Raw genomic sequence first — 26448 nt, forward strand, 5'->3', positions numbered from 1 at the left:
TCAGGTGAGTGCACGCTGCCCAGATGGGCACCTGTCGCTGGCCCCCGACTACTGCGATCAGTGCGGTATGCGGATTGTAGCCAACCAGGAGCCCTACGTCCTCCCACCGGAGGACGGAACCGGGTCGGGTCGCCAGCGACCACGGCAACCGGCACAGTCCGCCGCGGACTCATACGGTCGGCGGCCGGCGGAACAGTCCGGGGCAGGACCGTCCGGAACAGGCCGATCCGGCGTCGACCCCGTCGACCCGCTGGGAATCCGCCGTCCGCCGGACGCCAAGCGGGGCGGTGCGTCCCGACCGCTGCCAGGCCATGGCGCGCCGCCGGGAGCCGAGCCATACGCCCGGGATGGGTACCCTCCGGGCAGCTACCCGCCGGAAGGCTATGCACCCGAGGCCTACGCACCCGAGGCATACGCACCCGAGGCATACGCGCCGGACGGCTACGCGCCCGAGGCCTATGCACCGGACGGCTACGCGCCGGGCCGGTACGACCCCAACGGCTACCCCCCCAACGGGTACCCCCCGGACAACCGCCATCGGGACGGTTACGCCCAGGAGGGGTACCGTCCGAACGACTACGCTGCGGATGGCTACCCTCAGGACGGTTACGCACCGGAGGGCTACCCACCGAACGGCTACGCACCGGACGGCCATGCACCGGACGGCCATGCACCGGACGGCCATGCACCGAACGGGTACGGCCGGGATGCCTACCCTCCAGGCCACTACCCCCCCAGCGGGTACGACGCGAACGGCTACCCGGTGGCCCCCTATCGCGACCCACGTGACGAACCACATCGCGACCCACGTGACGAACCGCGTAGAGGCGAGCCGTGGGGATACGACAGGGATCGCGCAGACCCGTACGCACCCGGTCACACCGGCCCGGATGGTGGCGGCGGTGACGGGAATGATCCATTCGGCCTGGACCGCGCGACTGCTGCTCCACGGGGCCCGATGACAGCACCACCCGACTACCACCGGGCCCGTCCCAACCAGCCCGCGCGGGTGCCGTTGGACTCCGGCGGCGGTTATGGCGCCGCCTGCCCGAACTGCCAGCGTCCAAACGAGCCGGGCGCGCGATTCTGCGAGGTGTGCGGCTTCGATCTCATCCTGCGGGAACGCCCCGCCGCACCGGACCGGGGTGCGGTGCAGACCGCCTGGGACGTGGTCGTCGAGGCCGAACGCGAATACTACGACAGCGGCGATGACCACCGCGTCCCGTTCCCGACGGTCTACCCGCGACGAGTCTTCGCCCTCAACGGCCCCCGACTGCTGATCGGGCGACGCAGCGAGTCCCGCGGCATCCATCCGGAGATCGACCTGTCCGGCACGCCGGAGGATCCGGGTATCTCCCGCGCCCACGCCATGCTGGAGCTGATGGCGGACGGCGGTTACGCCGTGCTCGATCCGGGATCGACGAACGGTACCCGGCTCAACGATGAACCGAATCCGATCCCGCCGGGCCAGCCGGTACCACTACACAACGGCGACCGGGTGTACCTCGGCGCCTGGACACGGATCACGATCCGCATGATCTCCAGATAACGACGTTCGAACGCCGAATCGCAGAGCCGCCGGCGGCGCGATCGTCGTTCCTGCGCACCGCCGGCCGGCAGATCACCGAGCCACTGGCTCACCCCGGATGCCGAGCCACTGGCTCACGCCAGATGCCAGCGTTGTCCCTCCGGGGTGTCCTCTACCAGGATGCCGCCGGCGGCGAGCCGAGAGCGGATCCCATCCGCCTCGGCGTAGTCCCGCCGGGCACGTGCGGCCGACCGCAGATCGAGGACGATCTCCATCACCCCGTTCAGCGCTGGTCGCAGCTCGGAACCGGCCGTGGGCCACTGCCCGATCGGATCAAGCCCGAGGACCGCGAGCATTCTGCGAGCGACATCCACCCAGCCTGCGAGATCCCGGCTGCGCGTCTTGGAAAGCACCTGGTTCCCGCGCCCGACAGCACCGAACAGGGCCGCCAGCGCGCGGGAGACCGCGATGTCGTCGTCAAGGGCGGCTGCAAAGACACGCCATGCCTGAGCCGGGCTTGCGATCGTGAGCACATCCATCGGGCCGGCCCCGGTGACCGCGTCAGCGCCGGACACCTCCCGAAGACCAACCATTCCGGCCGTTCCGGCTGTTTCAGCCGCGAGCGCCGCAGCCTCGTCCGGCCCGCCCAGGATGTCCAGGGCATTGCGAACGAACGTCTCGATCCGGTCGTGGGCCGCGGCCGACTCGACCAGCCCGTCCGGGCCGTATTCCAGCGACGAGCGATAGTGCGCGCCAAGGAGGTGGTAGCGCAGTACCTGCGGTCTGACCTCATCGAGTGCATCGGCGACCAGAAACGAGTTGCCCAGCGACTTCGACATCTTGGTGCCGCCGGTGGTCAGCAGACCGACATGCATCCAGTAGCGGGCCATCTCAGCCGCACCGCCCGCACCGGACAGCCCGGCTGGGTCCGTCCCGGCTGGGTCCATGGCGCAGACCGACTGGGCACGTTCGTTCTCGTGGTGCGGGAAGACGAGATCAAGGCCGCCACCGTGGATGTCGAAGATCTCGCCGAGATACTTGCCCGCCATGGCGGAGCACTCGATGTGCCAGCCTGGCCGGCCGCGTCCCCAGGGCGACTCCCAGAACGGCTCACCAGGCTTCGTGCCCTTCCACAACGCGAAGTCACGGGGGTCGGCCTTTCCCGGTTCACCCTCCGCCGACGCCTGCATGGCATCCGGACGCTGGTTTGACAACTCGCCATAACCCGCGAAACTGCCAGTCCGGAACCACACGGACCCGCCACTGGCGTAGGCGTAGCCGACGTCCACCAACCTGGCGATGAGCGTGATCATCTCCGGGATGTGACCGGTCGCCCGTGGCTGGATGGTGGCCGGCAGCACGCCGAGAGCACGGTATGCCTCATCGAAGGCCCGCGTCTGGCGGGTGGCCAGCTCCCACACACTCTCGCCGGCCCGGTTCGCGTTGATTATGATCTTGTCGTCGATGTCGGTGACGTTCTGGACAAAGGTCACATCAAGCCCGGACGCAGTGAGCCAGCGGCGCAGGACGTCGAACGCGACCGCGGTACGAACGTGCCCGACATGAGGTGCGGACTGGACGGTGGGCCCACAGACGTACACGCCCACATGACCGGGGCGCAGCGGCTCGAAGGGCCGCGTGCGCCGGGTGCGCGTGTCGTAGAGGTGGAGTCCCATCTATCAAGCGTACGGTGCGGACCCCGCTCGCACGCCCACACCCCGTGTCAAGAACTCGGCTCGGCTCCACGAACAACCCACAACCCCGGACGGGGAATATCCGGGCGAATCAGACTCCGCCGGTGCAACCACGGCCAGCACCACGCTAGGCGGTGGTGAACACCCGCTCGGGGGTCACGCGGATAACCACCCGCACCGCATCCGGCCCGTCCCACTGGTAGGTCTCGTCACCGGTGTACTGCACCGCGAGAGCGTCGATCAACTCGCGGCCCCCCGCCTCGGTCAGGGTCGCCCGGCCACGGATCTCGACATAACCGTAGGGATCCTGTTGATCGAGAAACATGATTCCCACCCGTGGATCTCGGGCGATATCACGTTCCTTGGCTCGACCCCGCACGGTTGACAACAACAGGTCATCGCCATCACGCGCGATCCACAACACCGTCATTCGCGGGGATCCGTCCGGACGGATCGTTGCGAGCGTCACGTAGGTCGCGGCGTCTGCGAGATGCTTGACCTTTTCGGGTAGATACACCGACATCAGACTCCTCCGCCGGGTCCTGTCGTTTTGTCACCCTCTCATCCGCGGTGACGGCCGCCCGCCATCATGCCAAGCAGGCAAGGCTGCGAGCCGCACGGATGAGACCTCCCATCGGACGGCCGGACCGGACCTATGGGGTCGTCGGCGTTACCGTCGCCGAGCTGCCCCACGGCCGAGGGGAGTCCGGACACGGCCACCGCTCAGCGCTGGGCGACCAGCGCGGTGGCGATCGCAGCGAGGCCTTCTCCCCGCCCGGTCAGCCCAAGGCCGTCGGTGGTGGTGGCGGACACGCTCACCGGCGCACCGACCGCGACACTCAGGGCTTCCTGTGCCTCGGCGCGCCGCGGCGCCATCCGCGGCCGGTTACCCACGATCTGCACGACAACATTCCCGATCGCCCAGCCCGCCTCGCCCAGGAGCCTCGCCGTCTCGGTGAGCAGGGCAACGCCCGACGCCCCGGCCCATTCCGGCCGACCGGTACCGAAGATCGAGCCGAGATCGCCCAACCCCGATGCGGTCAGCAACGCGTCACAGGACGCGTGCGCCGCGACATCACCGTCCGAATGCCCGGCGAGGCCGGTTTCGTCGGGCCAGAAAATACCTGCCACCCAGCATGGACGGCCGGCTGCGAACGGGTGGACGTCCACACCGACACCCACGCGGGGAAGTCCGGCCAGCGACAGCTTCCTCACCTCGCACATTTCACGTTGACATGGTGATACGGCGCGCTCTCCGCGGCACCGCATTGTGGTCAGTCAGTCAGTCAGGCAGGCAGGCAGAGCAGCCGGGCGCTGGACGCCGCTCGCTGATCGAACCAAAATTTTCAGGCGCCTCTAGTCGCGACGCGCGAGCAACGCTTCAGCAAGGAGAAGATCGACCGGTCGAGTCACCTTGAACGCCTCCTGCGCACCGGGAACAGTCATCACGGGGACGCCGAGTGCCTCGACCAACCCCGCGTCGTCGGTAATCGGCACACCGTCAGCGGACATCGCGCCGAGCCGGTATGCCTCGTCGAGCACGTCCCTACGGAAGCCCTGCGGGGTCTGCACGGCACGCAGAACATCACGGGAAACCGTCCGCACAACCCGGCCCAGGTCATCAACCTGCTTGATCGTGTCATTGATCGTGAGCACCGGGATCACCGCCGGTGCCCCGCCCAGTACCGCGGCGGCGACCGAATCGACAAGCGCGGGGGGTGTCAACGGACGGGCCGCGTCGTGGACCAGAACAACCCCCACCGTCTCATCAAGGACGGCGATTGCCGCCCGAACAGAATCGATGCGCTCCGCGCCGCCGGCTATCACGCGTACGTCGGGCCCGAGCAATCCCGCAAATGTTTCCAGCTCCGTGGCCGGAGCGGCGACGACCACCTGGTCCACCAAAGTCGCAGACATCAGCAAATCGACGGCATGCTGGACGAGTGAACGTCCGGCCAGCGCACGAAGTGCCTTGGGTACGGACCCACCAAGACGTTCGCCGCGGCCGGCTGCCGGAACGACCGCGGCTACACGGTCAGACATATGCATAGGTCTCAAAAGGACCGGGCACGTCTGGATATCCGCACTACCTGCCGCTGCCTAACCCGCCAGGACTTCATCGAGCATGGCTTCGGCCTTGTCCTCATTTGTGCCTTCCGCGAGTGCGAGCTCACTGACCAGGATCTGCCGCGCCTTGCTCAGCATGCGCTTCTCACCCGCGGACAGCCCCCTTTCGCGATCACGACGCCAGAGGTCGCGAACCACCTCGGCGACCTTGTTCACATCGCCGGAGGCGAGCTTCTCAAGATTCGCCTTGTACCGCCGTGACCAGTTGGTCGGCTCCTCGGTGTGCGGAGCCCGTAGAACCTCGAATACGCGCTCGAGACCATCCTGACCGACCACATCACGGACGCCGACCATCGCGACGTTGTCCGCTGGGACGCGCACAGTCAGGTCACCCTGAGCGACCTTGAGTACGAGATAGAGCTTTTCCTCGCCCTTGATGACGCGTGTTTCAATCGCGTCGATGAGAGCAGCACCGTGATGTGGGTAAACAACGGTCTCGCCGACTTGGAACGCCATGTGTCAAGTGCCCCTTCCGCCTTCACCAGAGTAACACGCATGCATCGACCCAGGTCAGACGCATGCTTGTAAGGCAGGCCGCGATCGGCCCGCCAACACGGCTCGGTGACGTGTCGCCGGTGGGTCGGCGACGCTCCGGACCAGGCGAAACAGGCAAAGGCCGCCGACACGAGCAGCCTGCCCGGGTGTCCTTACTGTGCCCCTCGCTACCCCCATGGCACCGATGATCGACATGGACCTCTGGCGCCGTCGTGTTGTCGTGGCGTCCGGATACCACCGTTTCACCACGTCCCAGCCATGACTTCGCCTAGCTTCCTATACCACCCGGCAGATGGGCCGTCCATCGGTCACGATGGAGGGGTGCACCTCACACCGCCGCCGCCCGCATCCGGGGACGACGACGGCAACCGGCCCGGCCGCGACGACCATCGTGCCCACCCCCGCAACGGACATCGCGACGACATTCCGCCGGTCGACATCAAGATCCCCGACGACATCAGTGAGCTGGCCGAGGATGTCGCCCTTTACCACGCTGAGCTGCGGTTGCGCCAGCGCCGGGAGCTCCTCAGCAAAATTGTTCCGGGTCTGCGTCGGCTGCCGGCCGGACCGGCCGACCTGCCGTCGACCCGGTCGCGCCCCGTACCCGGCGTCATCATCGCCGTGCTCCTGATAATCATCAGCGCACTCGGCGCCATGGTGCCGCTGATCATGGCGCACCCGCGTCCGGTCACATCCACCGGCCCGCTTCCGCTCGCGGCCACGACCGCGCGGCCGGGCACCGTCGGCGGCCTGCTGCCCGAGCTCCCGCTCAGCGCCGCGCGCGGGTCGCGCGTCACAACCGACCTTCGACCAGCGCTGATCGTGCTGCTGCCGGGCTCCTGCGACTGCGCGAGATCGGTCCACGACATCGTGGGCCAGACCCACGAGGGCATCCCGATACCCACCTATCTGGTCGCCCCGGGAGCTGACAATCCATCGCTGAAGGAGCTCACCCGCTCGCCGGAGGCTGCGGGCGGCCTCGCCGTCGGCTACGGCGATCCCGACGGATCCCTCGCCCGCCTGGTCGGCGCGGATCCCCAGCGGCCGACGCTGCTGCTCATCGCCGCGGACGGCCGGCTCGTGCAGCCACCTCGCGGCTTCGCTCCCGGCGACCGGCTGGAGGGCTGGCTCAGCGCCCTTCCGGTCCGCTGACCGGTCATCGGTACCTGGCCGTCGATACCTGATCGTTGATACCTGATCGTTGATACCTGTGGCATCGCCGGATGGACATGGTTACTCCCGCGCCCGGCGGCCTGCGGCCTACTAGGCTGTGCCCCGCGGTCAAACCTGTCGGGCACGCGAGTCCTCGGATGGGGTCGGCCGCGCGCCGTCCGCCAGCCCGGCGGCGGGTCAACCAGTACCGACGCGACGACCGTCGGTTCCGCACCGAGGAGCAGCCGAGCCGTGAGCCACCGTCCGGGTGTGCGTACCGCGACCGCCTCGCTGTTCGCCAGCGCATCCCTGATTGCCACGATCACACTGTCATCGTGTGCTGCAGGTACTGATGCGGTGACGGCGCAAGCGCGCACGACGACGAACTCCGCCGCCGGCGCCGTCGGCACCATCTCGCTGCGTAACGTCTACGTGGCCGGGCCGGCGACCTCGGGCGGGAAGGCGCAGATCATATCCGCGTTCTTCAACGGCGGAACCCAGTCCGACGAGATCATCGGAGTCACGTCGCCGGCTGCAGACGGCGGCCAGACCCCGAAACGCGCAGTCCTCGAACCAGGCGGCGGCAACATCTACATTGCCGACGGCAATGCTCCCGCGCTGACCGGGCTGAACCGTGACCTCGCCATCGGGCAGGCGATCCCGGTCACGTTCACCTTTGCCAAGGCTGGCAGCGTCACCCTCGCCGTCCCCGTGGAGCCACCGGCTCCGGGAGCGTCCGCGAACCCCGCGGCATCGGTCTCGACGCCACCTGCACAACCGGTGAACGCGGCTGCGACCAGCCGTGCCACCCCGACCAGCAGTCCGGCTGCGACCAGCAGTCCGGCCGCCGGTGGATCGCGCTCCGCCGGCTGACGTCGGTCGACATCGTCAGCCGTCCGACATCGTCGGGTGACTGACAAGACAGGTCAGCCGCTGCCCCATGGCTGTTGTCGGACCGTCCCGATACGGTGCGGGCCATGTCATCGCGGCCTCCCGCTCCCCGTCCGAACGCCCCGGGCCTGTCCGGTTCCCGAGCGGCATCGGTTGGTTTCCGGTGCAGTGGGTGTGGCGCCGAGTCGGTCAAGTGGGCAGGACGCTGCCCGCGCTGCAATACCTGGGGGACGATCGAGGCCCAGGTGCCCGCCGTCCGCTCGACCCACCGGGCGGGTGCACGGAGCCTCGCCCGGGCGACCGCGGCGGTCACGGCCCCCGCGTGCCCGATGTCGGCGGTCGACATCACGACGGCCCGCAGCCGCCCTACCGGGGTCACCGAACTCGATCGGGTGCTCGGTGGCGGGCTCGTTCCCGGGGCGGTCGTCCTGTTGGCCGGCGAGCCGGGCGTCGGCAAGTCCACGTTGCTGCTTGAGGTCGCCGCGCGTAGTGCCGCGTCGGGTGCCCGAGCGCTCGTGGTCACCGGCGAGGAGTCGACCGCTCAGGTCAGGCTTCGAGCCGGAAGGACGGGAGCGGTCCACGCCGATCTGTGGGTCGCGGCGGAGACCGATCTGGAGGCTCTACTCACCCATGTTGACGAGGTCCGTCCGGAACTGTTGGTGGTTGACTCGGTACAGACAATCACCACCGCCACCGCAGACGGAGCGGCCGGCGGGGTCACCCAGGTCCGCGAGGTCACCGCGGCACTGATCCGCGCGGCAAAAGCGCTGAACATGGCCTGTGTAATCGTCGGTCACGTGACCAAGGACGGCACGGTCGCCGGACCGCGGCTGCTGGAACACCTTGTCGATGTCGTTCTGCACTTCGAAGGTGAGCGGCATTCGTCGCTGCGCCTGGTTCGGGCGAGCAAGAACCGTTTCGGCCCGTCCGACGAGGTCGGCTGCTTCGAAATGGGCGACGGCGGCATCCGTGGGATCGCGGATCCCAGTGGACTGTTCCTGTCCCGCTGGCACGATGGTGGGCCGACGGACGGCGTCGCGGGCACCTGTGTGACGGTCACGGTCGAGGGCCGCCGACCGCTGGTCGCCGAGGTGCAGGCGCTGGTGGCAACGTCCACGGCGACCGTGCCGCGACGAGCCGTCTCCGGGCTCGACTCAGCCCGGGTCGCGATGATTCTTGCCGTCGTCGAGCGCCGCGGTCGGCTACAACTCGGCAGATCGGACGTGTACGCGGCTACCGTCGGTGGGGTCCGGCTCGCCGAGCCGGCCGCCGATCTCGCCGTCGCGCTGGCCACGATCAGCAGCGTTGAGGACCGTCCCATTCCGGCGAACCTCGTCGCCGTCGGCGAGGTAGGTCTGGCCGGCGAGGTCCGGTCGGTGGGTGCGGTCCGCAGGCGTCTGACGGCCGCGTCCAGGCTGGGTTTCCGCTGGGCGCTCGTGCCCCCCGAGGCGGGTCCGGCGCCCGAGGGCATGACAACGATCGAAGTGTGCGACCTGAACAGTGCAATACGGCATATGTACGGCGGTAATGAGTGATAATTACAGCAGGTAAAAGTATGGCTACAACATCACGGGGGCAGCATGGCAAAGCAGCCCACCCGATACCATCACGACGGCGGAACGCCGAGATACAGAGGGAGTCAGATGGCAGGACCACCCGGGGATGACATCTTCCGGGCGACACTGGCCGCTGTCGCTCCAGGAACCCCGTTCCGGGATGGCCTTGAGCGCATCCTGCGCGGCCATACCGGCGGCCTGATCGTCCTCGGCCACGACAAGGCGGTCGAAGGCATCTGCACCGGTGGCTTCGAACTGGACGTCGAGTTCTCCGCCACCCGGCTGCGGGAGCTCGCGAAGATGGACGGCGCGATCGTCCTGTCATCCGACCTGCAGCGAATCGTCCGGGCCGCCGTCCATCTGGTGCCCGACCCGACCATCTTCACCGACGAGTCCGGTACCCGGCACCGCACGGCCGAACGGGTGGCCAAGCAGAGCGGATACCCAGTGATCTCGGTCAGCCAGTCGATGCGGATCATCGCGCTGTACGTGGCAGGTCTGCGCTACGTTCTCGATGACTCGGCTGCCATCCTGTCCCGGGCCAACCAGGCGCTGGCGACGCTGGAACGTTACAAGATGCGCCTGGACGAGGTCGCCGGCACACTGTCCGCACTCGAGATCGAAGATCTTGTCACTGTCCGTGACGCAATTTTGGTGAGCCAACGGCTGGAGATGGTTCGGCGGATCGCGGACGAGATCGAAGGCTACGTGGTCGAACTCGGCACCGATGGCCGGTTGTTGTCTCTCCAGCTCGAGGAACTGATGGCGGGAGTCGAGACCGAACGGGAACTCACCGTCCGCGACTATCTGCCCTCAGGAGGTAAGGCGGCCACCGCCGCCGAGATCCTCGCCCGGCTCTCCGGGATGTCACCGACCGACCTGCTGGATCTGACCGTGCTCGCCCGCGCACTCGGCTTCCCCGGGGGCGCGGATGTGCTCGACAGCCAGGTCAGCCCCCGTGGTTACCGGATGCTGGCCAAGGTGCCTCGCCTGCCCCGGATGGTCGTGGACCGACTCGTCGACCACTTCGGCACCTTGCAGAAACTGCTGGCAGCCGGCGTGGACGACCTGCAGACCGTGGAGGGTATCGGCGCCGCACGCGCCAGGGCAGTGCGCGAGGGGCTGTCCCGGCTCGCCGAGTCCAGCATCCTCGAACGCTATGTGTAAACCGCATGGGTGAACTACATGGGTGAACCGACCGCACTCGCGAACGCCGTCCTCGACTGGTACGGGGTCTGCGCCCGGGATCTCCCGTGGCGAGACCCGCGGGTGAGCCCGTGGGCGGTGCTCGTCAGCGAGATCATGCTTCAGCAAACGCCGGTCAACCGGGTTCTGCCCGTGTGGCACGCATGGACCGACCGCTGGCCCACCCCGGCCATGCTCGCCGCCGAGCCGGCCGGCGAGGCCGTGCGGATGTGGGGGCGCCTGGGCTACCCGAGGCGGGCCCTGCGGCTGCACCAGAGCGCCGTCGCCATCATGGAACGCCACGGCGGAGCAATCCCCGGGGATGTGGACGAACTGCTGCGGCTACCGGGAGTCGGCAGCTATACGGCCCGCGCGGTCGCCGCGTTCGCCTTCCGGCAGCGCCACGCGGTGATCGACGTAAATGTCCGGCGGTTCGTCAACCGTGCGGTCTGTGGCCGCGACGACCAGCGGACGGCGACATCGCGACGGGATCTGGAGCAGGTCGAGTCACTGCTGCCCATGGACCCGCAGACCGCGGCCCGGGTCAGCGCGGCATTCATGGAACTCGGGGCGCTGGTCTGTGTCGCACGGACGCCCCACTGCGATGCCTGCCCGGTGGCGGAGGAATGCGCATGGCACCGAGCGGGCCGTCCGCCCGCCGACGGCCCGGCCCGGCGCCCGCAGGGCTATGCCGGGACCGACCGCCAGGTACGCGGACGCCTGCTCGCGGTCCTGCGGGAGGCACCCGGACCGGTACACCACGAACTCCTCGACGCGGTATGGGACGAGCCGGTGCAGCGCAGGCGGGCGCTGGAAGGCCTGCTGGCCGACGGTCTCGCCACGCTGGTCGCGCCGGGTGTCTACGCGCTGCCCGGGCATCGCGCGATCTGAGGATCGTCGTCGTCACCGGCGGCCTCAGCGGGGTGATGGCCGCCGCGAGCCAGGGAGCCGCACGGGCCGGAGGTCTTACCGTCGGGCTGCTACCCGGGACGGACCCGGGTGCGGCGAACGCGTGGGTTAAGATGATCATCCCAACGGGTTTCGGCGAGGCCCGTAACGCGCTGGTCATCCGCTCGGCAGCAGTGGTGGTGGTCGGACGCGGCTGGGGAACGCTGTCGGAGATCGCGCTCGCCCTACGCACCGGGGTACCCGTCATCGGGCTGAACAGTTGGGCGCCAGCCGCTGACGCAGGTGGGACCGGCCACAGCCACCGGAGCGCTGCCGGGGACACCGAACATCCCGGGGACACCGAACATGCCCGCTCAAGCCCGGTTCGTCAGGTCGACACGGTCGAAGAGGCGATCGCGGCGGTGCGCGCGATCATAGACTCGCCAGCCTGCTGACAAAAACCTGAAAGAACCCCTCACAGCCATATATCGCAGGGTGCCAAAAGTGTCCCCACACGCCCCTGGATCACACCGATCTGCGTATATTTGCTATAAAGCAATATCGATGACGTCACGCATCCGGCAACCCGACTGTCCGACCGTCCGACTGGCAGGAAAAGGCGCCAAAGCGACAATGTGGAACGCACGTGAACGGCCCGCTGGAAGGACCACGTAGTCGGCTGCAAACGCATCGATCCGAGTTGCTAAGTTCACATCGAGGAGGCCCGAAAATGGACACCGACGGCGACCTTGTACCCGAACCCCGAGGCGTACCCGGCGCGGCACCGACCCCACTCGCCGAGGTGGTGACCGTCCGACATGGTCTACTGGTCGAGCACGAACTCGTCCTTGCGGCCGGCGCCACCGCGGCTGATCTGACCTCCGCCATGATCCTGGTGCCACCGCGGGCTACGCTGATCAACTTCCACGGCGACGTCGACCTCTCGCTGGTCTTTCGCGAGGTGCCGGGTGACGACGACAACGCGCCATGCCAGACCTGACGCCGACCCCAGCTGTCGAGGGCGGTGCCCCGGTAGAGGCGAGTGCCCCGGTAGAGGCGGGTACCCCGGCCCCGCAATGCCACACCCCTACCAATGGTCACCATATACGAACTTTCAGTCACTCTATGCGAACTGCCGGTTAGCCATGCCGTTCCCGGGGAATCCGACGATCAGGAATATCACAGGCCAAGGCCGCTCCGATGGGTGTCGATGCGATCGACGATCTGTCGGACAGGTCGCTCTTATGCCCGAGGATGCGGGAGGACGCTCGTGGCCGAGAATCCGGATTCGATCAAGACTGAGATTGAGACGACCAGAACACGGCTCGCCAACGAGCTCGCCGCCCTGTCGGAGAAGGTGCGCCCCGCAAAGGTCGCGGGACGCACCGCCGAGGATGCCAGGACCGTCGCCGCCCATACCTGGGAACGGGTGGCCACCGGCGCGGCAGGCGCCCGGGTACGACTAGCCGGGGCGACCGAGGACCTTGGCCCCAAGGCATCGGCCACCGCCCACAAGGCATCGGTAACCGCCCACCGGGCGAAGGACACCGCGGGCCGGACCGTACACCGGGTCGGGCAGAATCCTCAGGTCGCTGGAACCGCCCAGCATGCCAGGGCCGCCGCCAGCCAGACGGCGACAAAGGTCAGCCACAATCCGCACGTGACGGCGACCGCCGACAAGGTGCGGGAATCCTCGGAGCACACGGCGCGGACCGTGGCGACCGTGCGCCAACGGGCCGTCGACAACCCCCGCGCGACCCGGGCAGTGGTAGTCGGCGTGACGGGCATCGCGGTGACAGCCGCGCTGGTCGCCGTCGTCCGCAGAAGATCCATCAGACACACCCTGGTGACGGCCCTCAGCGATCGCGCCCGGTGGCAAGGCACCCAGACATCAGCGTCACAGCGGACGCTGATAACAGATCATGAAGCTACCGGGTCAGGCCGGTAACCTCACGGGCTCCGTCAGAAGGTGCCGTACCGGTACGCGGGATCTCGGCGATCACCACCCGGTCCCGCCCACGTGCCTTTGCGGCGTACAGCGCCCGATCCGCCATGGCGACCAGCTCGGCCTGATTCGAGACATGGGTCGGGAAAGCACAGGCTCCCACCGACACGGTGGCGAGGATCAGGGTGTCGGCGTCCACGGCGATCGGGCTTCCCGCCACCCGGGCACGCAGTCGTTCGGCGAGCGCACCCAGCTCGCTCAGGTCGACGTTGGCAGCCAACAGCGCGAACTCCTCGCCACCGTAACGGGCGAGTACGTCGCCCGGGCGGGTCGCTCCGCGCAGCCGGGCGCCGATCTCGGCCAGGACCCGATCGCCCGCGGGATGACCATGATCATCATTGATGGACTTGAAATGATCAACATCGATGATGACCAGACCCAGGGATCCGCCGCCACGACGCACCCGGGCGAACTCCACGGGCATCGCCGCCGCCAGGAAACGGCGGGTGTACAGGCCGGTCAGCGGGTCGACCATCGCCAGCCTGCGCTGGTCAGAGACAAGCACCGCCATTCGAGCGATCGTCAGCAGGAACATCAGTGCGCACGCCGTGGCCATGACCGGAATGTCATGCGTGATCCCACGAGAATATTCGATCATCATCGTGATCGGCGCAGCCAGCGCAGCCGTCAGCAGTGTGGCCAACCGAACACCCCCGAGGGCCTGGTCCGCGGCGGGCGTCGGTACGGCCAACCGGACCATCGTCGGATGAAGTGCCGCCGCACCCAGGGCGACGTCAGCGGCAAGCCACATCCCATCCAGGAGGTTGCCCGCCCGGTAGGTACCACCGAGCTGCTGCACTCCGTAGCAGGTGTCCGCAACGGTGATCAGACCAAGGTTGCCCATGAGTAGGAAGCCGGCCAGCGGCCGGCGACCCGGCCCGATGAACAGCTTCAGCCCGACCGCGAGCAGGACGATATCCATCACCGGATATCCGACCAGGGTCGTAGCCTCGATCAGCCGGCCGGATCCACCGCGGACATACGGCCCGATGAGATACAGCCACGACAGCATGACCGCGGCAACCGCCAGCGTACCGGCGTCAAGCAGGCAGGGCAGATCACGCCCGGGAGTACGATAGCGGATGAAAAGGACGAGACCGGCCAGCACAAGCGGGTAGCGGGCCACCCCGAACACGGTGGAAAGGACTGGGAAGTCCATGACGGTCACGACGTCTCCCAGGTCGAGTCCGACAACCTGGTGCGGCGGAAAAAGGGTTATTCCAGCGAACAGGTACATAAGCTGACTGGCGGCCAACAGCAGCCAGGGCAGCCGCGGTGTGGGCCGGAACCAGCCGACGCCGACGAACACCGCCACCGCCGCGCAGGCACTGACCAGGCAGGAGCTCGCAACCCGCACCGCACGTCCCGCACCGTGTGGTGGCACCAGATAGTAACCGACGAGCAGACAAAGCCCGAGCACCAGAAAAAGCAGCCATGATCGGCTTACGGCCAGCCGTCCACGTCCTTTTCCAGACCTCATCAAATGGTCCCGGTACGGCCAGTCTCTCGATGCCTCGGCAGGCGCGGAAAAATCCATGTTTGCGCAGCCTTCAGGAAGTCGGGTAGCACCGGGGACCAGTCGATCCGCACGGTTCGGCGAGGTGTCGGAGTTCGTGTCATCTGGGCAGTGACCTTCGCGGCGAGTCGGGCGTCTCGGGCCCGTCCCGAAGCGCGGAAGAATCATTCCGACGACTCGGCGCCCAGGCCCTGTCGTAATGGCGAAAAAACTCGTTTATCACTGGACGGCTGATTCTCCCGAATATATCCTGGTTTCCTGTGAACATCCTGTGACGATCAACACCGTCATTTGATGATCTTTTATGGGCACCTCCGAGCCGGGCCATCGCGTCCTCACCACGATGCGTAACGGAAATCGGCTCTTCCTCATGTGTCCAGCACCCCCTTTGCCGACCGACAGCCTGTCCCTGGTCGGCAGGCTCCCCGCCGACCAGGGACAACGGCCAGTACCAGCAAAGCGGTACGTGACCGACATCCCTTGTATCGAGTTGTACATCCATCTTCGGTCCCAGTGAAACAGTATGGGGTGATGGTTTCCGCAATCGACATATGGGGGCGTATCCGCGCCATGGTCGCCGAGCGCGACCATGAGATCAGGGCTCTGCGCGCCGCTCTCGGCCCGCCATGGACAGGAGGGTGGCACCGGCGACCGCCCTGGCCCCGCAACCGTCACGACTGGACGAACATCGCCTGGGAACTCGGCATCCGGCGGAAAAGGACGGTTGTCGACCTCGTGATGGACACCGACAGCAGCTCGGATGCAGCCCGCGTGACACACCGGAGCCACCACCCGCGACAAAGTGATCAAAAACACCACCGACAACTGACAGGTCGCGAAGCCGCTCGGCAGCGGGCCCGAGCGCGGGCTATCTTCCAGGGTTCCGATCCCGAAAACGGTCTTTTTGATCTACAAAGTTCGAAAAGTCCTCCGCGGGGGCGGCCACAGCCCCACCGCCGGGCACTTGGTGCCACCTGACGATCGATTTGATCACGATCGACCGACACCAGGACAACCTTTTACCTATACACCTCGACCATCCGGCGGTATGCGGGTGTGATCGATCGTACGTTTTGGTTCTGTGATCAGATTGTTGCTTACTCGAGAAAGTTGATGTGCCGACAGTCGCAAACCCCGCAGCGCTCGGTAGCGTGATCCCAGAGTGGGGTGCGGGTCGTAGGAGAGGAGCGGGCGTGCTGGCGCCGCTGACCGACGCTGATCCCCGAAAAGTCGGGAGGTACCGGCTCCAGGGACGACTGGGCGCCGGCGGGATGGGCACCGTCTATCTCGGCTTTGACGAGGATGGCCATCCACTGGCAGTGAAGGTCATCCGCCCGGAGCTGCTCGGTGACGCGGACTTCCGGAAACGGTTTCGCCGCGAGGTCGCGGCGGCGCGCCGGGTCCGCGGCAACTATGTGGCCGAGGTGCGCGACGCCGACGTCGACGCGGAACGCCCGTGGATGGCGACCGAGTACGTCGACGGTGTGAGCCTTGCCATGGCCGTGGCCGAACGCGGCCGGCTCGGTGGCTCCACACTGGTCAACCTCGCCACCGGCCTGGCCGACGCTCTCGTCGCCGTCCATGCGGCCGGGCTTGTGCATCGTGACCTGAAACCGTCGAACATCCTGCTGGCCTGGGATGGCCCGAAGGTCATCGACTTCGGGATCGCCCATGTCGTCGACACAACCGAGCACACCCAGACCGGTCACGTCATCGGGACCGTCGCCTGGATGGCACCGGAACAGTTGCGCGGCGAACGGGCAGGACCCGCCGCCGACATCTTTTCCTGGGGTATGTGCGTCGTGTTCGCCGCGACCGGGCGCCACCCCTTCGCGGCGGACACACCCACCGCATCCGCGCTTCGCATGCTGCGGGAAGAACCCGACCTCAGCGGTATTCCCGATGGACTGACACCGTTGACACGGCGTGCACTCAGCAGAGATCCGGGCCGGCGACCCACCGCCGTCGAACTGGTCACCGGGGTCGTCCGCAATTATGTGGACAGCGTCGATCTCGCAGACCAGGTCACCCGACACGTCCTGATCACACCACCGCCGCCACCACCGTCGACGCCGACGCCGCTACCGGTGGCGATTCCCGTACCAGTGGTTCCGGCGGTATCCGCTCTTCCGACAACACCGGCTGTACCTGCCACACCGACTGTGTCGGTGACACCGACCGTGCCGGTGATGCAGACCGTGCCGGCGATGCAGACCGTGCCCCACGCCGATCCCACGGAGAACCTTGCCGCAGCCGACCGGGTAGCCCGAGCGGGCCGACAGGCCGCCACGCACAGTCCAGCCGGCGCCGGTACCGCCGCGGCCGGTCGTGGCGGTACCACCACGCGCCGTTGGCAACTGGCACTGGTCACCGTTGCGGCAGGAATCGCGCTGGGTATCAGCGCCGGGCTGATGGTCGCCGTCGCACTGCGAGTTGCTCCCGATACCAGCGCAGGCGCCAGTGGAGCCATCCCGGCGCCCGCGGGCAAGCCCGTCCCGAGCGGCGGCATGATCCCCCCAACCGTTGCGGGGTTGTGGACGTCCAACCGGCCGACGGACCCCGCCAGACCACCGGTGGACGCGCCGTCGGTAGCCGGCGAGGGCTTGGTATCGATGCAACCGGCGAGCGTCCCATCACCACCGGCCGCCGAGCCGGTAGCGCCTGCGCCCAACGCGGCGAACGCGGCGAACATCGATAGGACGTCGCCGCGGCAGGCGGTCACGTCGATCCAGCCGGAACCCACGCAGGCGCCCGCACCAGCCCCAGCCACCACAAACCCGGCGCAGTCACCGCCCAGACCGTCGCCGACCCCGACACCACCCGAGGCGACCCAGACGAGCGCACCGCCGCCGGTGGCCACTACTCCGGCACAGCCGCCACCCACCACCACGTCCAGCGCACCAACGACTTCAGCACCCAGATCTCCGTCCACCGCGACGTCAAAACCTGCGGCGACAACGATGCAACCGGTATCCACGCAGTCGGTGCCATCCTCGGCGACCGGCTCGAACGTCACGCGATCCGCCGAGCCACGGGCACGGGCCCGGGCACAGCCACGGCGTATCGCGCCCTTACAGCCGGCCCCACCGCGGACCAGAACCCACCACGGCGTCAAGATCGAAAAAGGTGTGATCGCAGGAATCCAGGCTGTCAGGAACGGTGTCACGCGCTGCCCACCTCGCGGTCAGCCGCCTACCGGCCGTGGCACCGAGTGGCTGCCGCACATGCTGGGGATCAAGATGCCGCACGGCGCCGACTGGAAGACCGACGGCCACAAGCCGACCGTCCACACGTCGACGGTCGATATGCGGTCCGTTCTCATGGCCGGCGGGACCGACGCGGCCAGAATGAGCCGGGCTGTCGGGTGATGAGACGAGCCTGGACGGGCATACCGCTCCCAGGCTCGGCAGCGGCCGCCGCCCAGAATCCAGCCCCGCTCCTTGATCGATTTTCCTATTGCCGGGCGCTCTTCGGCGCCGCCGTGATCCCCGGAGACGGAGGACCCTGTGACCGACTCCAGCACCGATCCCACCGGCAACGGCCACCGGCACGGCAGCGCCATCTCGTCGCCACCGCACCAGTTCGACGCGACGATCGCCACCGCCCGTTCGATCGCGTACCTGCTCCTGGCACCGCTGCCGGCCCGCTGGGCACACACTGGCGCGGTGGCAGCCCAGGCGGGCAAGATCGCGTCCACCGTCGCATCGTCCGACCGGGGCCTGCTCGTCGCCGCGGCATGGCTGCACGACATCGGCTACTCCCCACTGCTGATCGATTCCGGCTTTCATCCCCTTGACGGCGCGCTCCACCTCATCCGGGCCGGCGCACCGGTGCGCCTTGCCGCCCTGGTCGCGCATCACTCCGAGGCACGGCTGCTCGCGCAACCACGCGGGCTGGTCGACGCACTCGATGAGTTCCCGCGGGAGGACGGACCTGTCACGGACGCGCTCGCCTACGCGGACATGACAGCGGGACCAACCGGTGAGATCATTTCTGTGGCACAGCGCTTCGCCGATATCCGCGAACGGCACGCCGATGAGCGTCCGGACCTGTTCGCCGCGCGGCGCCGGCGAGAGCCACGGCTCCTCGCCGCGACGGCACGCGTCGCGCTGCGCCAACGAGGCTGCGGACCGCAAATGTACGTTCCCGAGTCGGCGCGGGACCTGGCGTGTGCCGGTTCGGTGGCGATGATCCATGGGACCACGATCCATGGCGCCACCGGCGATAACATGACCGGCCGTGGCACCACCGGCCGTGCAAACCTGTGACCCCGCCGGAGCCACGGGGCACAGGCACGAACGCACGGCACGAGGCCCGGCGGTCGACGCGACGCCGTCGGGTCATCCTGCACTCCATCGTGCGTGCGTTACTGACCACGACAGCGCTGGTCGTGCTCTACTACCTGCTGCCGCTGGACCGCCCGCTCAGCACCAGCACCGGCATCCGGCTGGCTGTGGGTCTGCTCGTTTTCACCACCGTGGTCAGCATTCAGGTCTGGCAGATCGCCCACTCCCCCTACCCGAGACTGCGTGCCGTGGAGTCCGTCGCCGCGTCCCTACCGCTGTTTCTACTGCTCTTCGCGACCACGTACTTCCTGCTCGCCCGGGAACAGGTCGCCGCCTTCACGGAGCCGTTGACCCGTACGGACGCACTGTATTTCACGATCACCGTGTTCACCACGGTCGGATTCGGCGACATCGCGCCCCGGACCGAGACGGCCCGAATCATCACAATGATTCAGATGCTAGGCGATCTCGTCACCATCGGCGTAGTCGCACGGATCTTCGTCAGTGCGATCACAGCCGGGCTGCAGCGCCGATCCATGACGACGACGGAACCCGACAGCGAATCGGTCGATACCGATCCATCCGACATTAAGAGCGCCCGGCAATAGGGGTGTGGATCAAGGAGCGGGGCTGGGGTGCGTGCATCGCGAGGCGAACCATGATCGCCTACCCTTCAGCCCTGCGGGTGGGCACCACCGGTAGCCTGCACCGACCGTGAAGAGCATGGACAACGCCACGAACGCGGGCGGCAACCGGCGGACCCGGCTCACCGAGCCGGGCTGGCTGCTGCTGCCGCTGCGGGTGTTTCTCGGCGTCACGTTCACCTTCGCAGGGCTGCAGAAGCTCGCCGACCCCGCCTACCTCGACCCGGCATCGCCGATGTCGGTCCATCGACAGATCGGGTCCTTCGTCCATTCCAGTCCGATCGGAGCACTTCTCGGCCTGGTCCAGCCGTATCCGGACATCGTCGGAGTCCTGATCGCAATAGGCGAGGTCGCCGTCGGCATCGGGACCCTCCTCGGCCTGTGTGCCCGGCTCGCCGCCGTCGCGGGCGCCGCCTTCTCCCTGATATTCCTGCTCACCGTCAGCTGGCATACGCGGCCGTACTACTACGGTTCCGACATCGTCTTCGCCGTCATGTGGTTGCCGTTCACCGCGGTGGGCAGCGCCGGGGTGTTGTCGGTGGACGCCTGGCTCACCCGGATGCGCGACCACGACGCTCGGCGCCGTGCGCTGCTGCGTCAGGGTGCGGTGACCGGCCTCGCAACGTTGGGCGCTCTGAGCACCGCTGGCCTGACCGCCTGGCTAGGACGGGCGATCGGTGGGCATGCGGTTTCCCGCCCACCGGCAGCGGCGGCACCCGATGACAACGTCGACGGCACAACCGTGGCGCGGACGGACGAGATCTATCAGGGATCGGCGAAGAGCTTCACCAACCCCCGTTCCGGGGAGCCGGCCTGGCTCGTCCATCTACCGGCAGGTGGATTCGCCGCGTTTTCGGCCGTGTGCACCCATGCCGGATGTGCCGTGAGCTTCCAAATCTCTGACCAGCAATTCACCTGCCCCTGCCACGGCGCGTTCTACTCGGCATCGAGCGGGGCGGTCCTCGGTGGCCCGGCACCGTTCCCGCTCACCCGCCTGCCGTTACGCCTCGACGGCGACGATGTCGTCGTCGGATGATCCCAAAAGATCATCACGCCACCTCTGGTCGACCTGTTCACGGGGCACCGGCCGAAGGGCCACCGGCCGAAGGATGTGAATTTCATGCTGCTGGAACAGCACCAGATTCACATCGTTAGGAGCGCCGCCACGAGGAGCGCCCGCCACTATGATCATCGATCAAGAAAGGAGGCTCAGGCCCTGCTGTACTTCGCTGCTGTATATGCGTCAGGGGCACGATCCCAAAGTCCGGATCATGCCCCTGACCTGGGTCGGGGTGGCGGGATTCGAACCCACGACCTCTTCGTCCCGAACGAAGCGCGCTACCAAGCTGCGCCACACCCCGCGACCATTACGAAGTCTACCTGATCCACCGACGGACCCTGGCAGCGGCCACCGGTCAGCGGCCACCGGTCAGCGGCCACCGGTCAGCGGCCACCGGTCAGCGGCCACCGGTCAGCGGCCACCGGTCAGCGCTCCAGGACGCCGGTGAGATCGCGTCCACAGGCGATGCAGACCTCCGACCTCGCCGACGTCCGGTCCATTCCGGCGCTCAGGCCGCGGCGGTGAGGCTGATCAGCGTAGCCTCGGGTCGGCAGGCGAAGCGAATCGGCGCGAACGGCGAGGTCCCCAGGCCAGCGGACACGTGCAGCCACGACGTCCGCCCGCCCGTTTCGTACCGGGAGAGTCCGCGTACGCGGGCACGGTCGATCCCGCAGTTGGTGACCAGCGCCCCGGCGAAAGGCACCCGAATCTGGCCGCCGTGGGTGTGCCCGGAGAGGGTCAGCGCCACCCCGTCGGCGGTGTAGGCGTCCAGGACCCGCGGCTCCGGAGTGTGTGACAGCCCCAGCTTCAGGTCGACGTCGGCGTCTGCGTCGTCCCGGGGACCGAGCACCGAGGGGACATCGTCCCTGCCCAACCTGGCGTCATCGACGCCACGAACGTCGATCCGCCGTCCGGCGACGTGCATCACCGTCCGGTAGTTGGTCAGGTCGATCCATCCGCTGTCGGCCGCAAGGGTCTTGGCGAACGCCGCCCAGTTCAGCGGGGGCCCCTTCGGCATGGCGTCGTCCTTCGACGAAAAGTAGTGATGCGGACTCTTCAACGTCGGCACGAAATAGTCGTTGTTCCCCGGTACGAACACGCCGGGAAAGCCGAACATCGAAGACAGCGCCGCCAGGGTCGGCTCATCTGAATCCGGATGCGAGAGCACGTCACCGGTCAAGGCCACAAGATCGGGCATCAGTCGGGCCAGGTCCGAGATCCACGCAAGCTTTCCTCGCTGATTGGGGGTGATATGCAGGTCGGAGATGTGCAAAATGCGCAGCGAACTGGCCCCTTCGGCCAGCGCCGGCACCACCAGACGGCGCAGCGTGTAGGCAGTCCGCTCGTAGCCGGCGGCGTAGGCAAGACTCACCACACCTGCCGCACCAAGCCCGGTGGCCGCACGCCCGGCGGCCCTGCGCAGCGTCCCTGAAGAGAATCGTCGCACACTCGTCATTGGACCAGTGTGGCCCAGGTTCCGCCCATTGCAGGCGTTCTCCGCGCCGCGCCACGCGGGCAGACGACCACAGGCAGCCTGGTGATCGTGGATACCGGGGACTCCGGCGACCACTAGGGTCAGGTTGCGTGAGCGAACTCAAGGATCGCCTGCGGGCGGATCTCACCACGTCGATGAAGGCCCGGGACGCGCTGCGTACCTCCACGCTACGGATGGCCCTGGCTGCCGTGAAGGACGAGGAGGTAGCCGGTACCAGCGCACGGGAGCTGTCCGACGCCGACGTTGCGAAGGTGCTCACCCGCGAAGTCCGCAAGCGGCGGGAAGCCGCGGATGCGTTCGCCGCCGCCGGGCGTGCGGCCCAGGCCGAGCAGGAGCGGAACGAGGGCGAGATCCTCGCCGCCTACCTTCCCCGACAGTTGAGCGATGACGAGCTCACGCTGATCATCGAAAGAGTGATCGCAGCGAAGGACCTCTCCGGTCAGCAGGCGATGGGCGCCGCCATGAAGGCTGTCCAGTCCGAGGTGGCCGGGCGAGCGGACGGATCCCGTGTGTCCGCTCTGGTCCGCGCCCGGCTGACCTCCTGACACATTCGGGTCGTACCTCAACCCCCGCTCAACACGTCCAGAAGGCTCCTCCCCCGCCTGCGTGTCGGGCTCGGGGTCACCGTCGCGGACTGTGGAGTGGGCACCGTCGCCGTATTCGGCTCCAGGGTGGAGGTTCTGCCGTCCCATCGAAGCTGCGGGCCAAGACCCTGCGAGACCATCAGCACCACGTTGGAGCCAGCCTCGACGTCCTGGCCGCCCGATGGATTCATCGCCAGGACCGTACCCGCCGGGGCCGGGTTGCCGACCTCCTGGACCGACACCCGGAAACCCTGCGCGGTCAACAGTGCCCGCGCCAGAGACACGTTCTGACCGACGACATCGGGCAGCATCTCCTTGGGTGGATTGGGTTCGCTGTCGTCGGGAGCGGGCATGGCCGCGACCGGCAGGTTGAGCCCGTCGATCGTGCCGCGCATGGTTCTCGCCCACACCACGGTGGGCAGGTCACCGCCGTAGACCTGCTTGAGGCCCTGGACGTTGAGCAGCGGGTAGGTCGTGGGCGACCGTGGGTCCGCGAGGGTCACCGCGATGGAGAGCTGCGGGATGTAGCCGGCGAACGACGCGGTGCTGAAGCCCTCCGCGGTCCCGGTCTTGCCTGCCGCCGGTCTGCCGATCTGCGCGTTCTTCGCCCCGGTCCCGTGCAGGATGACCCCCTCCAGCACCGAGGTGACCTTGTCCGCGACGTCCGGCGCGAGCACCTGGCGGCACGCCTTGGGTGTCGTGTAGGCGACCGGCCGGTCCGTACCGCCGACCCGCTGAGTGATCGATTCAAAGAGTTGTGGATCGCATCGGACGCCGTGAGCTGCCAGCGTGGCGTAGGCGGTCGCCAGGTCCATCGTGGAAATCTCGTTGGTACCGAGGACGGCCGAACCGTCGAGCGATCCGATACCGCCGGACGGGCAGGTCTGCTTGAGAGCTGACGTGTGATCCTGCACTCGGCACGACGTAACACCGAGCCTGCGCGCCATTTCGGCGATGTTCTGGATGCCGACCTTCTCCGCGAGCTGGATGTAGTAGGTGTTCACCGAGTGCCAGGTCGCCGTCGTCATCGAGTACAAACCAGCCTCGTTGGGGTCGGCGTTGCCGAAGCAGTCCGCGGCTCTCGGCCGCGTGCTCCCCTCTGCCCGAGGATTGTTGAAGATATTCGAGTGATAACACACCGGCGAGTAGTAGGTCGTCCCCGGCGGCATCCCCTTCTCAAGGGCCGCCGCCAGGGTGAAGACCTTGAAGGTCGACCCCGGTGAGAACGAGGTCTCCTCGAGCGGAATGATCTGTTTTGTGTGAGTGAAATCGGTGGTCCGATTCGGTGCCAGACCGTCCGAAGACGGTCCGTAGACGCGGTTGACGGCCAGCGCCAACACCTTTCCGGTACCAGGCTGGATCATCGCCACACCCGCGGCGACCCGGTTGCCCGGCGGCAGAACTCCGGACGCGGCGTTCTGCGCGGCGGTCTGGGCAATCGGATTGAGCGTGGTGCGGATCGTCAGACCGCCTTCGAACAGCAGCCGCTCACGGTCCGCCCGGGTCGCGCCGAACCGTTCGTCGGCGAGCAGCGTGCGGCGGACATAGGCACAGAAGAACGGAACCGCCGACAGCTGGCAGGGGTCTACCGCCTGTGGCGGGCGGTTCAGTTTCAAGGGCATTGCCCTGGTCTCACCCAGTTGGCCGTCACTGAGGTGGCCGAGTTCGTGCATACGGTCCAGGACGATGTCACGGCGGACGGTCGCGGCCTGCGGATGCAGCACCGGATTGTAGGCCGTTGGATTCTTCACCAGGCCGGCCAGTACTGCCGCCTGTGGGAGGGTGAGCTGACCCACGTCCACGTTGAAGTAATGTTTCGCCGCGGTCTGCACCCCGTAGGCACCATCCCCGAAGTACGCTATATTCAGATACCGTTCGAGAATCTGGTCCTTGTTCAGGTGATCCTCGAGATACAACGCGTAACGCGCTTCGCGAAGCTTTCGCTTGACCGTTTGTTCGGTCGCGGCCTCTTTCGTTTCCTTGGTGGTCGCAGCCTGGAGCAGGACGTTCTTCACGTACTGCTGAGTAAGAGTAGAACCACCCTGCGCAACCGAACCGGATTCCTGGTTGGTGACATAGGCCCGGATCAATCCTTTATAATCAAGGCCGGTGTGTTCGTAGAAACGGGAGTCTTCGATGTCGATGATCGCCTGACGCATCACCATCGGCACCCGGTCAAGCGCCACGATCTCCCGGTCCTGCTCACCCCGCAGGTAACCGATCACATTTCCCTGAGCATCCAGCATGCGAGATGCCTGCGGCAAGGGCGGAACGGTGAGGTTCGCCGGCAACTCCAGGAACGAGTCGGCCCCACCCTTGGTCGTGAGACCCAGCAGAGCCACGAACGGCACCGCCACGAAGGCGAGCAGGACGCCGGCCAGCCCGGTGATGATCACGAATCGTACGGCCCGGCCGACAGCTGTCCGCACCCGTGACCGAAGGGTCCGGGGCCTCGCCGGCAGCCGGCCGCCCGCGGATGCGCCATGCCTGGCGGTGCCGGAACGGCCGGAACCGCCCGGGGGCTCCGGATACCGACGGTGTGACTCCGTCGTCGCTGTCACGTCCGGGAACCTCCAAACGGGCCCCCCTCGCGACCACTCGGCCGCGCAATCGACACAAGCCTATGACCCCGGCCGCCAGACACGTGACTGTCACGCGGACGACACGAACCAGTGACAGAACGCACCACATTCACGACCCGGATCAATGGCCCGGACGGGTCATTTGGACAACCACCCGTGTGGGGTCTGTGCCGTGGCAAGGGCGCTCCGTACGGTTTCGGGCGAAGCCACGTCACCACCCGCACGGGCCCCCTGACCCGGACTCGAGAAGAAAGGCAGGTGGCATGACCAGCAGCCTGGCTACCCGCACCAGTGCCGCACGACGTGCCAGTTCGACCCAGTTGATCGGCTCGACCGTCGACGGCGACTGGACGGCGAACGCGGCCTGCCGCGACCTGGACCCGGACGATCTCTTCGTCCAGGGCGCCGCACAGAATCGGGTGAAAACCCGCTGCTTTGGATGCGTCGTTCGGACCGAATGCCTCGCCGACGCCCTTGACAACCGGGTCGAATTCGGAGTCTGGGGCGGAATGACCGAACGGGAACGCCGGGCACTGCTGCGGCGACGGCCCGATGTCACGTCCTGGCGGAAGCTGCTTGCGGACGCGCGCGCCCACCATGGGGCCGCCTCCGCGGGCTAGGACCGTCCGCACTTAGAGCGACCGGCAATAGGGGACGCGGCGTCGCGGGGCTGGGGCACGCACCTCGCCACGTTGTCGTCGGTCGACACCCGACACCAGGGTGCCTTCTTCCTCCGCCTCGCGATGCACGCACCCCAGCG

General features: G+C 67.4%; 23 protein-coding genes and 1 tRNA gene. 15 read left to right on the plus strand and 9 right to left on the minus strand.

The genetic code is table 11. The features are described 5' to 3' along the window. Window positions 1–4: 4 nt before the first annotated feature. On the plus strand, window positions 5–1549 hold the full coding sequence (locus U9978_RS07375) for an FHA domain-containing protein (protein WP_322760307.1): 1545 nt from the start codon (window positions 5–7) through the stop codon (window positions 1547–1549). 113 nt (window positions 1550–1662) lie between these two features. Here U9978_RS07375 and cysS read toward each other — a convergent pair whose 3' ends face one another. The 5 genes from cysS to U9978_RS07400 all read right to left on the minus strand — a co-directional run bounded on the left by cysS (window position 1663) and on the right by U9978_RS07400 (window position 5805). Next, window positions 1663–3204 carry a cysteine--tRNA ligase gene (gene cysS, locus U9978_RS07380; RefSeq protein WP_322760308.1) on the minus strand — a complete coding sequence of 514 codons (1542 nt, stop codon included), beginning with the start codon at window positions 3202–3204 and terminating at the stop codon, window positions 1663–1665. Window positions 3205–3349: 145 nt separating this feature from the next. Continuing rightward, window positions 3350–3745 (minus strand): PPOX class F420-dependent oxidoreductase, encoded by a 396-nt coding sequence (locus U9978_RS07385; protein ID WP_322760309.1) that lies wholly within the window; start codon window positions 3743–3745, stop codon window positions 3350–3352. Between the two features lie 200 nt (window positions 3746–3945). Then, window positions 3946–4446, minus strand: coding sequence for a 2-C-methyl-D-erythritol 2,4-cyclodiphosphate synthase (ispF, locus tag U9978_RS07390; protein WP_416210879.1), 501 nt, complete (start codon window positions 4444–4446; stop codon window positions 3946–3948). Window positions 4447–4578: 132 nt separating this feature from the next. Then, complete coding sequence (gene ispD / locus U9978_RS07395; RefSeq protein ID WP_322760310.1) at window positions 4579–5265, minus strand: 2-C-methyl-D-erythritol 4-phosphate cytidylyltransferase; 687 nt, start codon at window positions 5263–5265, stop codon at window positions 4579–4581. A 57-nt stretch (window positions 5266–5322) separates the two neighbouring features. Then, window positions 5323–5805, minus strand: coding sequence for a CarD family transcriptional regulator (locus U9978_RS07400; protein WP_131749102.1), 483 nt, complete (start codon window positions 5803–5805; stop codon window positions 5323–5325). A 360-nt stretch (window positions 5806–6165) separates the two neighbouring features. Between U9978_RS07400 and U9978_RS07405 the strand changes: the two genes are divergently transcribed. From U9978_RS07405 to U9978_RS07440, 8 genes are all read left to right on the plus strand, one after another. Then, window positions 6166–6996: a hypothetical protein gene (locus U9978_RS07405; RefSeq protein ID WP_322760311.1), complete on the plus strand. Its 831-nt coding sequence runs from the start codon at window positions 6166–6168 to the stop codon at window positions 6994–6996. A 252-nt stretch (window positions 6997–7248) separates the two neighbouring features. Further along, on the plus strand, window positions 7249–7869 hold the full coding sequence (locus U9978_RS07410) for a hypothetical protein (protein ID WP_322760312.1): 621 nt from the start codon (window positions 7249–7251) through the stop codon (window positions 7867–7869). 104 nt (window positions 7870–7973) lie between these two features. Then, window positions 7974–9422, plus strand: coding sequence for a DNA repair protein RadA (gene radA / locus U9978_RS07415; RefSeq protein ID WP_322760313.1), 1449 nt, complete (start codon window positions 7974–7976; stop codon window positions 9420–9422). A 108-nt stretch (window positions 9423–9530) separates the two neighbouring features. Then, the gene (gene disA, locus U9978_RS07420) at window positions 9531–10610 is read left to right on the plus strand and encodes a DNA integrity scanning diadenylate cyclase DisA (RefSeq protein WP_322760314.1); all 1080 of its coding nucleotides are present in this window, start codon (window positions 9531–9533) and stop codon (window positions 10608–10610) included. 18 nt (window positions 10611–10628) lie between these two features. Continuing rightward, a complete protein-coding gene (locus U9978_RS07425; protein WP_322760315.1) occupies window positions 10629–11519 on the plus strand; it encodes an A/G-specific adenine glycosylase in 891 nt (296 codons plus the stop codon). 35 nt (window positions 11520–11554) lie between these two features. Further along, window positions 11555–11971 carry a TIGR00725 family protein gene (locus U9978_RS07430; RefSeq protein ID WP_416210880.1) on the plus strand — a complete coding sequence of 139 codons (417 nt, stop codon included), beginning with the start codon at window positions 11555–11557 and terminating at the stop codon, window positions 11969–11971. A 275-nt stretch (window positions 11972–12246) separates the two neighbouring features. Further along, on the plus strand, window positions 12247–12516 hold the full coding sequence (locus U9978_RS07435) for a hypothetical protein (RefSeq protein WP_322760317.1): 270 nt from the start codon (window positions 12247–12249) through the stop codon (window positions 12514–12516). 270 nt (window positions 12517–12786) lie between these two features. Next, on the plus strand, window positions 12787–13464 hold the full coding sequence (locus tag U9978_RS07440; RefSeq protein ID WP_322760318.1) for a DUF3618 domain-containing protein: 678 nt from the start codon (window positions 12787–12789) through the stop codon (window positions 13462–13464). Here U9978_RS07440 and U9978_RS07445 read toward each other — a convergent pair. After that, on the minus strand, window positions 13445–15001 hold the full coding sequence (locus U9978_RS07445) for a GGDEF domain-containing protein (RefSeq protein WP_322760319.1): 1557 nt from the start codon (window positions 14999–15001) through the stop codon (window positions 13445–13447). The two genes, U9978_RS07440 and U9978_RS07445, sit on opposite strands and share 20 nt — an antisense overlap. 1229 nt (window positions 15002–16230) lie before the next feature. Here U9978_RS07445 and U9978_RS07450 point away from each other — a divergent pair. The 4 genes from U9978_RS07450 to U9978_RS07465 all read left to right on the plus strand — a co-directional run bounded on the left by U9978_RS07450 (window position 16231) and on the right by U9978_RS07465 (window position 21003). Then, complete coding sequence (locus tag U9978_RS07450) at window positions 16231–18405, plus strand: serine/threonine-protein kinase (protein WP_322760320.1); 2175 nt, start codon at window positions 16231–16233, stop codon at window positions 18403–18405. A 138-nt stretch (window positions 18406–18543) separates the two neighbouring features. Beyond that, window positions 18544–19305: an HD domain-containing protein gene (locus U9978_RS07455; protein ID WP_322760321.1), complete on the plus strand. Its 762-nt coding sequence runs from the start codon at window positions 18544–18546 to the stop codon at window positions 19303–19305. After that, complete coding sequence (locus tag U9978_RS07460) at window positions 19302–19931, plus strand: potassium channel family protein (protein ID WP_322760322.1); 630 nt, start codon at window positions 19302–19304, stop codon at window positions 19929–19931. The genes U9978_RS07455 and U9978_RS07460 overlap by 4 nt, the downstream gene beginning before the upstream one ends. A 115-nt stretch (window positions 19932–20046) precedes the next feature. Beyond that, window positions 20047–21003 carry a TQO small subunit DoxD gene (locus U9978_RS07465; RefSeq protein ID WP_322760323.1) on the plus strand — a complete coding sequence of 319 codons (957 nt, stop codon included), beginning with the start codon at window positions 20047–20049 and terminating at the stop codon, window positions 21001–21003. A 251-nt stretch (window positions 21004–21254) separates the two neighbouring features. Here U9978_RS07465 and U9978_RS07470 read toward each other — a convergent pair. Beyond that, window positions 21255–21328: transfer RNA gene (locus U9978_RS07470), tRNA-Pro, on the minus strand. Between the two features lie 207 nt (window positions 21329–21535). Further along, window positions 21536–22483, minus strand: coding sequence for a metallophosphoesterase (locus tag U9978_RS07475; protein ID WP_416210881.1), 948 nt, complete (start codon window positions 22481–22483; stop codon window positions 21536–21538). A 128-nt stretch (window positions 22484–22611) separates the two neighbouring features. Here U9978_RS07475 and U9978_RS07480 point away from each other — a divergent pair, with 128 nt between their 5' ends. Then, window positions 22612–23067 (plus strand): GatB/YqeY domain-containing protein, encoded by a 456-nt coding sequence (locus U9978_RS07480; protein ID WP_322760325.1) that lies wholly within the window; start codon window positions 22612–22614, stop codon window positions 23065–23067. Window positions 23068–23084: 17 nt separating this feature from the next. Here the strand turns inward: U9978_RS07480 and U9978_RS07485 are convergent, their stop codons facing one another. After that, complete coding sequence (locus tag U9978_RS07485; protein ID WP_322760326.1) at window positions 23085–25535, minus strand: penicillin-binding protein; 2451 nt, start codon at window positions 25533–25535, stop codon at window positions 23085–23087. A 416-nt stretch (window positions 25536–25951) separates the two neighbouring features. Between U9978_RS07485 and U9978_RS07490 the strand changes: the two genes are divergently transcribed. Beyond that, entirely contained in the window at window positions 25952–26308 is a 357-nt protein-coding gene (locus tag U9978_RS07490; protein WP_322760327.1) for a WhiB family transcriptional regulator, read from the plus strand. Window positions 26309–26448 lie beyond the last annotated feature (140 nt).

This window comes from Protofrankia sp. Cr2, from assembly GCF_963555885.1.
In the GTDB taxonomy this organism is placed as follows: Bacteria; Actinomycetota; Actinomycetes; order Frankiales; family Frankiaceae; genus Protofrankia.

Excerpts from the sequence above, each read along its gene's own strand:
- U9978_RS07425 (WP_322760315.1), top strand. The coding sequence starts at position 10,629 with ATGGGTGAACCGACCGCACTCGCGAACGCCGTCCTCGACTGGTACGGG.
- U9978_RS07430 (WP_416210880.1), top strand. The coding sequence starts at position 11,555 with ATGGCCGCCGCGAGCCAGGGAGCCGCACGGGCCGGAGGTCTTACCGTC.
- ispD (WP_322760310.1), bottom strand. The coding sequence starts at position 5,265 with ATGTCTGACCGTGTAGCCGCGGTCGTTCCGGCAGCCGGCCGCGGCGAA.
- U9978_RS07400 (WP_131749102.1), bottom strand. The coding sequence starts at position 5,805 with ATGGCGTTCCAAGTCGGCGAGACCGTTGTTTACCCACATCACGGTGCT.
- U9978_RS07490 (WP_322760327.1), top strand. The coding sequence starts at position 25,952 with ATGACCAGCAGCCTGGCTACCCGCACCAGTGCCGCACGACGTGCCAGT.
- U9978_RS07465 (WP_322760323.1), top strand. The coding sequence starts at position 20,047 with ATGGACAACGCCACGAACGCGGGCGGCAACCGGCGGACCCGGCTCACC.
- U9978_RS07445 (WP_322760319.1), bottom strand. The coding sequence starts at position 15,001 with ATGAGGTCTGGAAAAGGACGTGGACGGCTGGCCGTAAGCCGATCATGG.
- U9978_RS07385 (WP_322760309.1), bottom strand. The coding sequence starts at position 3,745 with ATGTCGGTGTATCTACCCGAAAAGGTCAAGCATCTCGCAGACGCCGCG.
- cysS (WP_322760308.1), bottom strand. The coding sequence starts at position 3,204 with ATGGGACTCCACCTCTACGACACGCGCACCCGGCGCACGCGGCCCTTC.
- U9978_RS07435 (WP_322760317.1), top strand. The coding sequence starts at position 12,247 with ATGGACACCGACGGCGACCTTGTACCCGAACCCCGAGGCGTACCCGGC.
- U9978_RS07475 (WP_416210881.1), bottom strand. The coding sequence starts at position 22,483 with ATGACGAGTGTGCGACGATTCTCTTCAGGGACGCTGCGCAGGGCCGCC.
- radA (WP_322760313.1), top strand. The coding sequence starts at position 7,974 with ATGTCATCGCGGCCTCCCGCTCCCCGTCCGAACGCCCCGGGCCTGTCC.
- ispF (WP_416210879.1), bottom strand. The coding sequence starts at position 4,446 with ATGTGCGAGGTGAGGAAGCTGTCGCTGGCCGGACTTCCCCGCGTGGGT.
- disA (WP_322760314.1), top strand. The coding sequence starts at position 9,531 with ATGGCAGGACCACCCGGGGATGACATCTTCCGGGCGACACTGGCCGCT.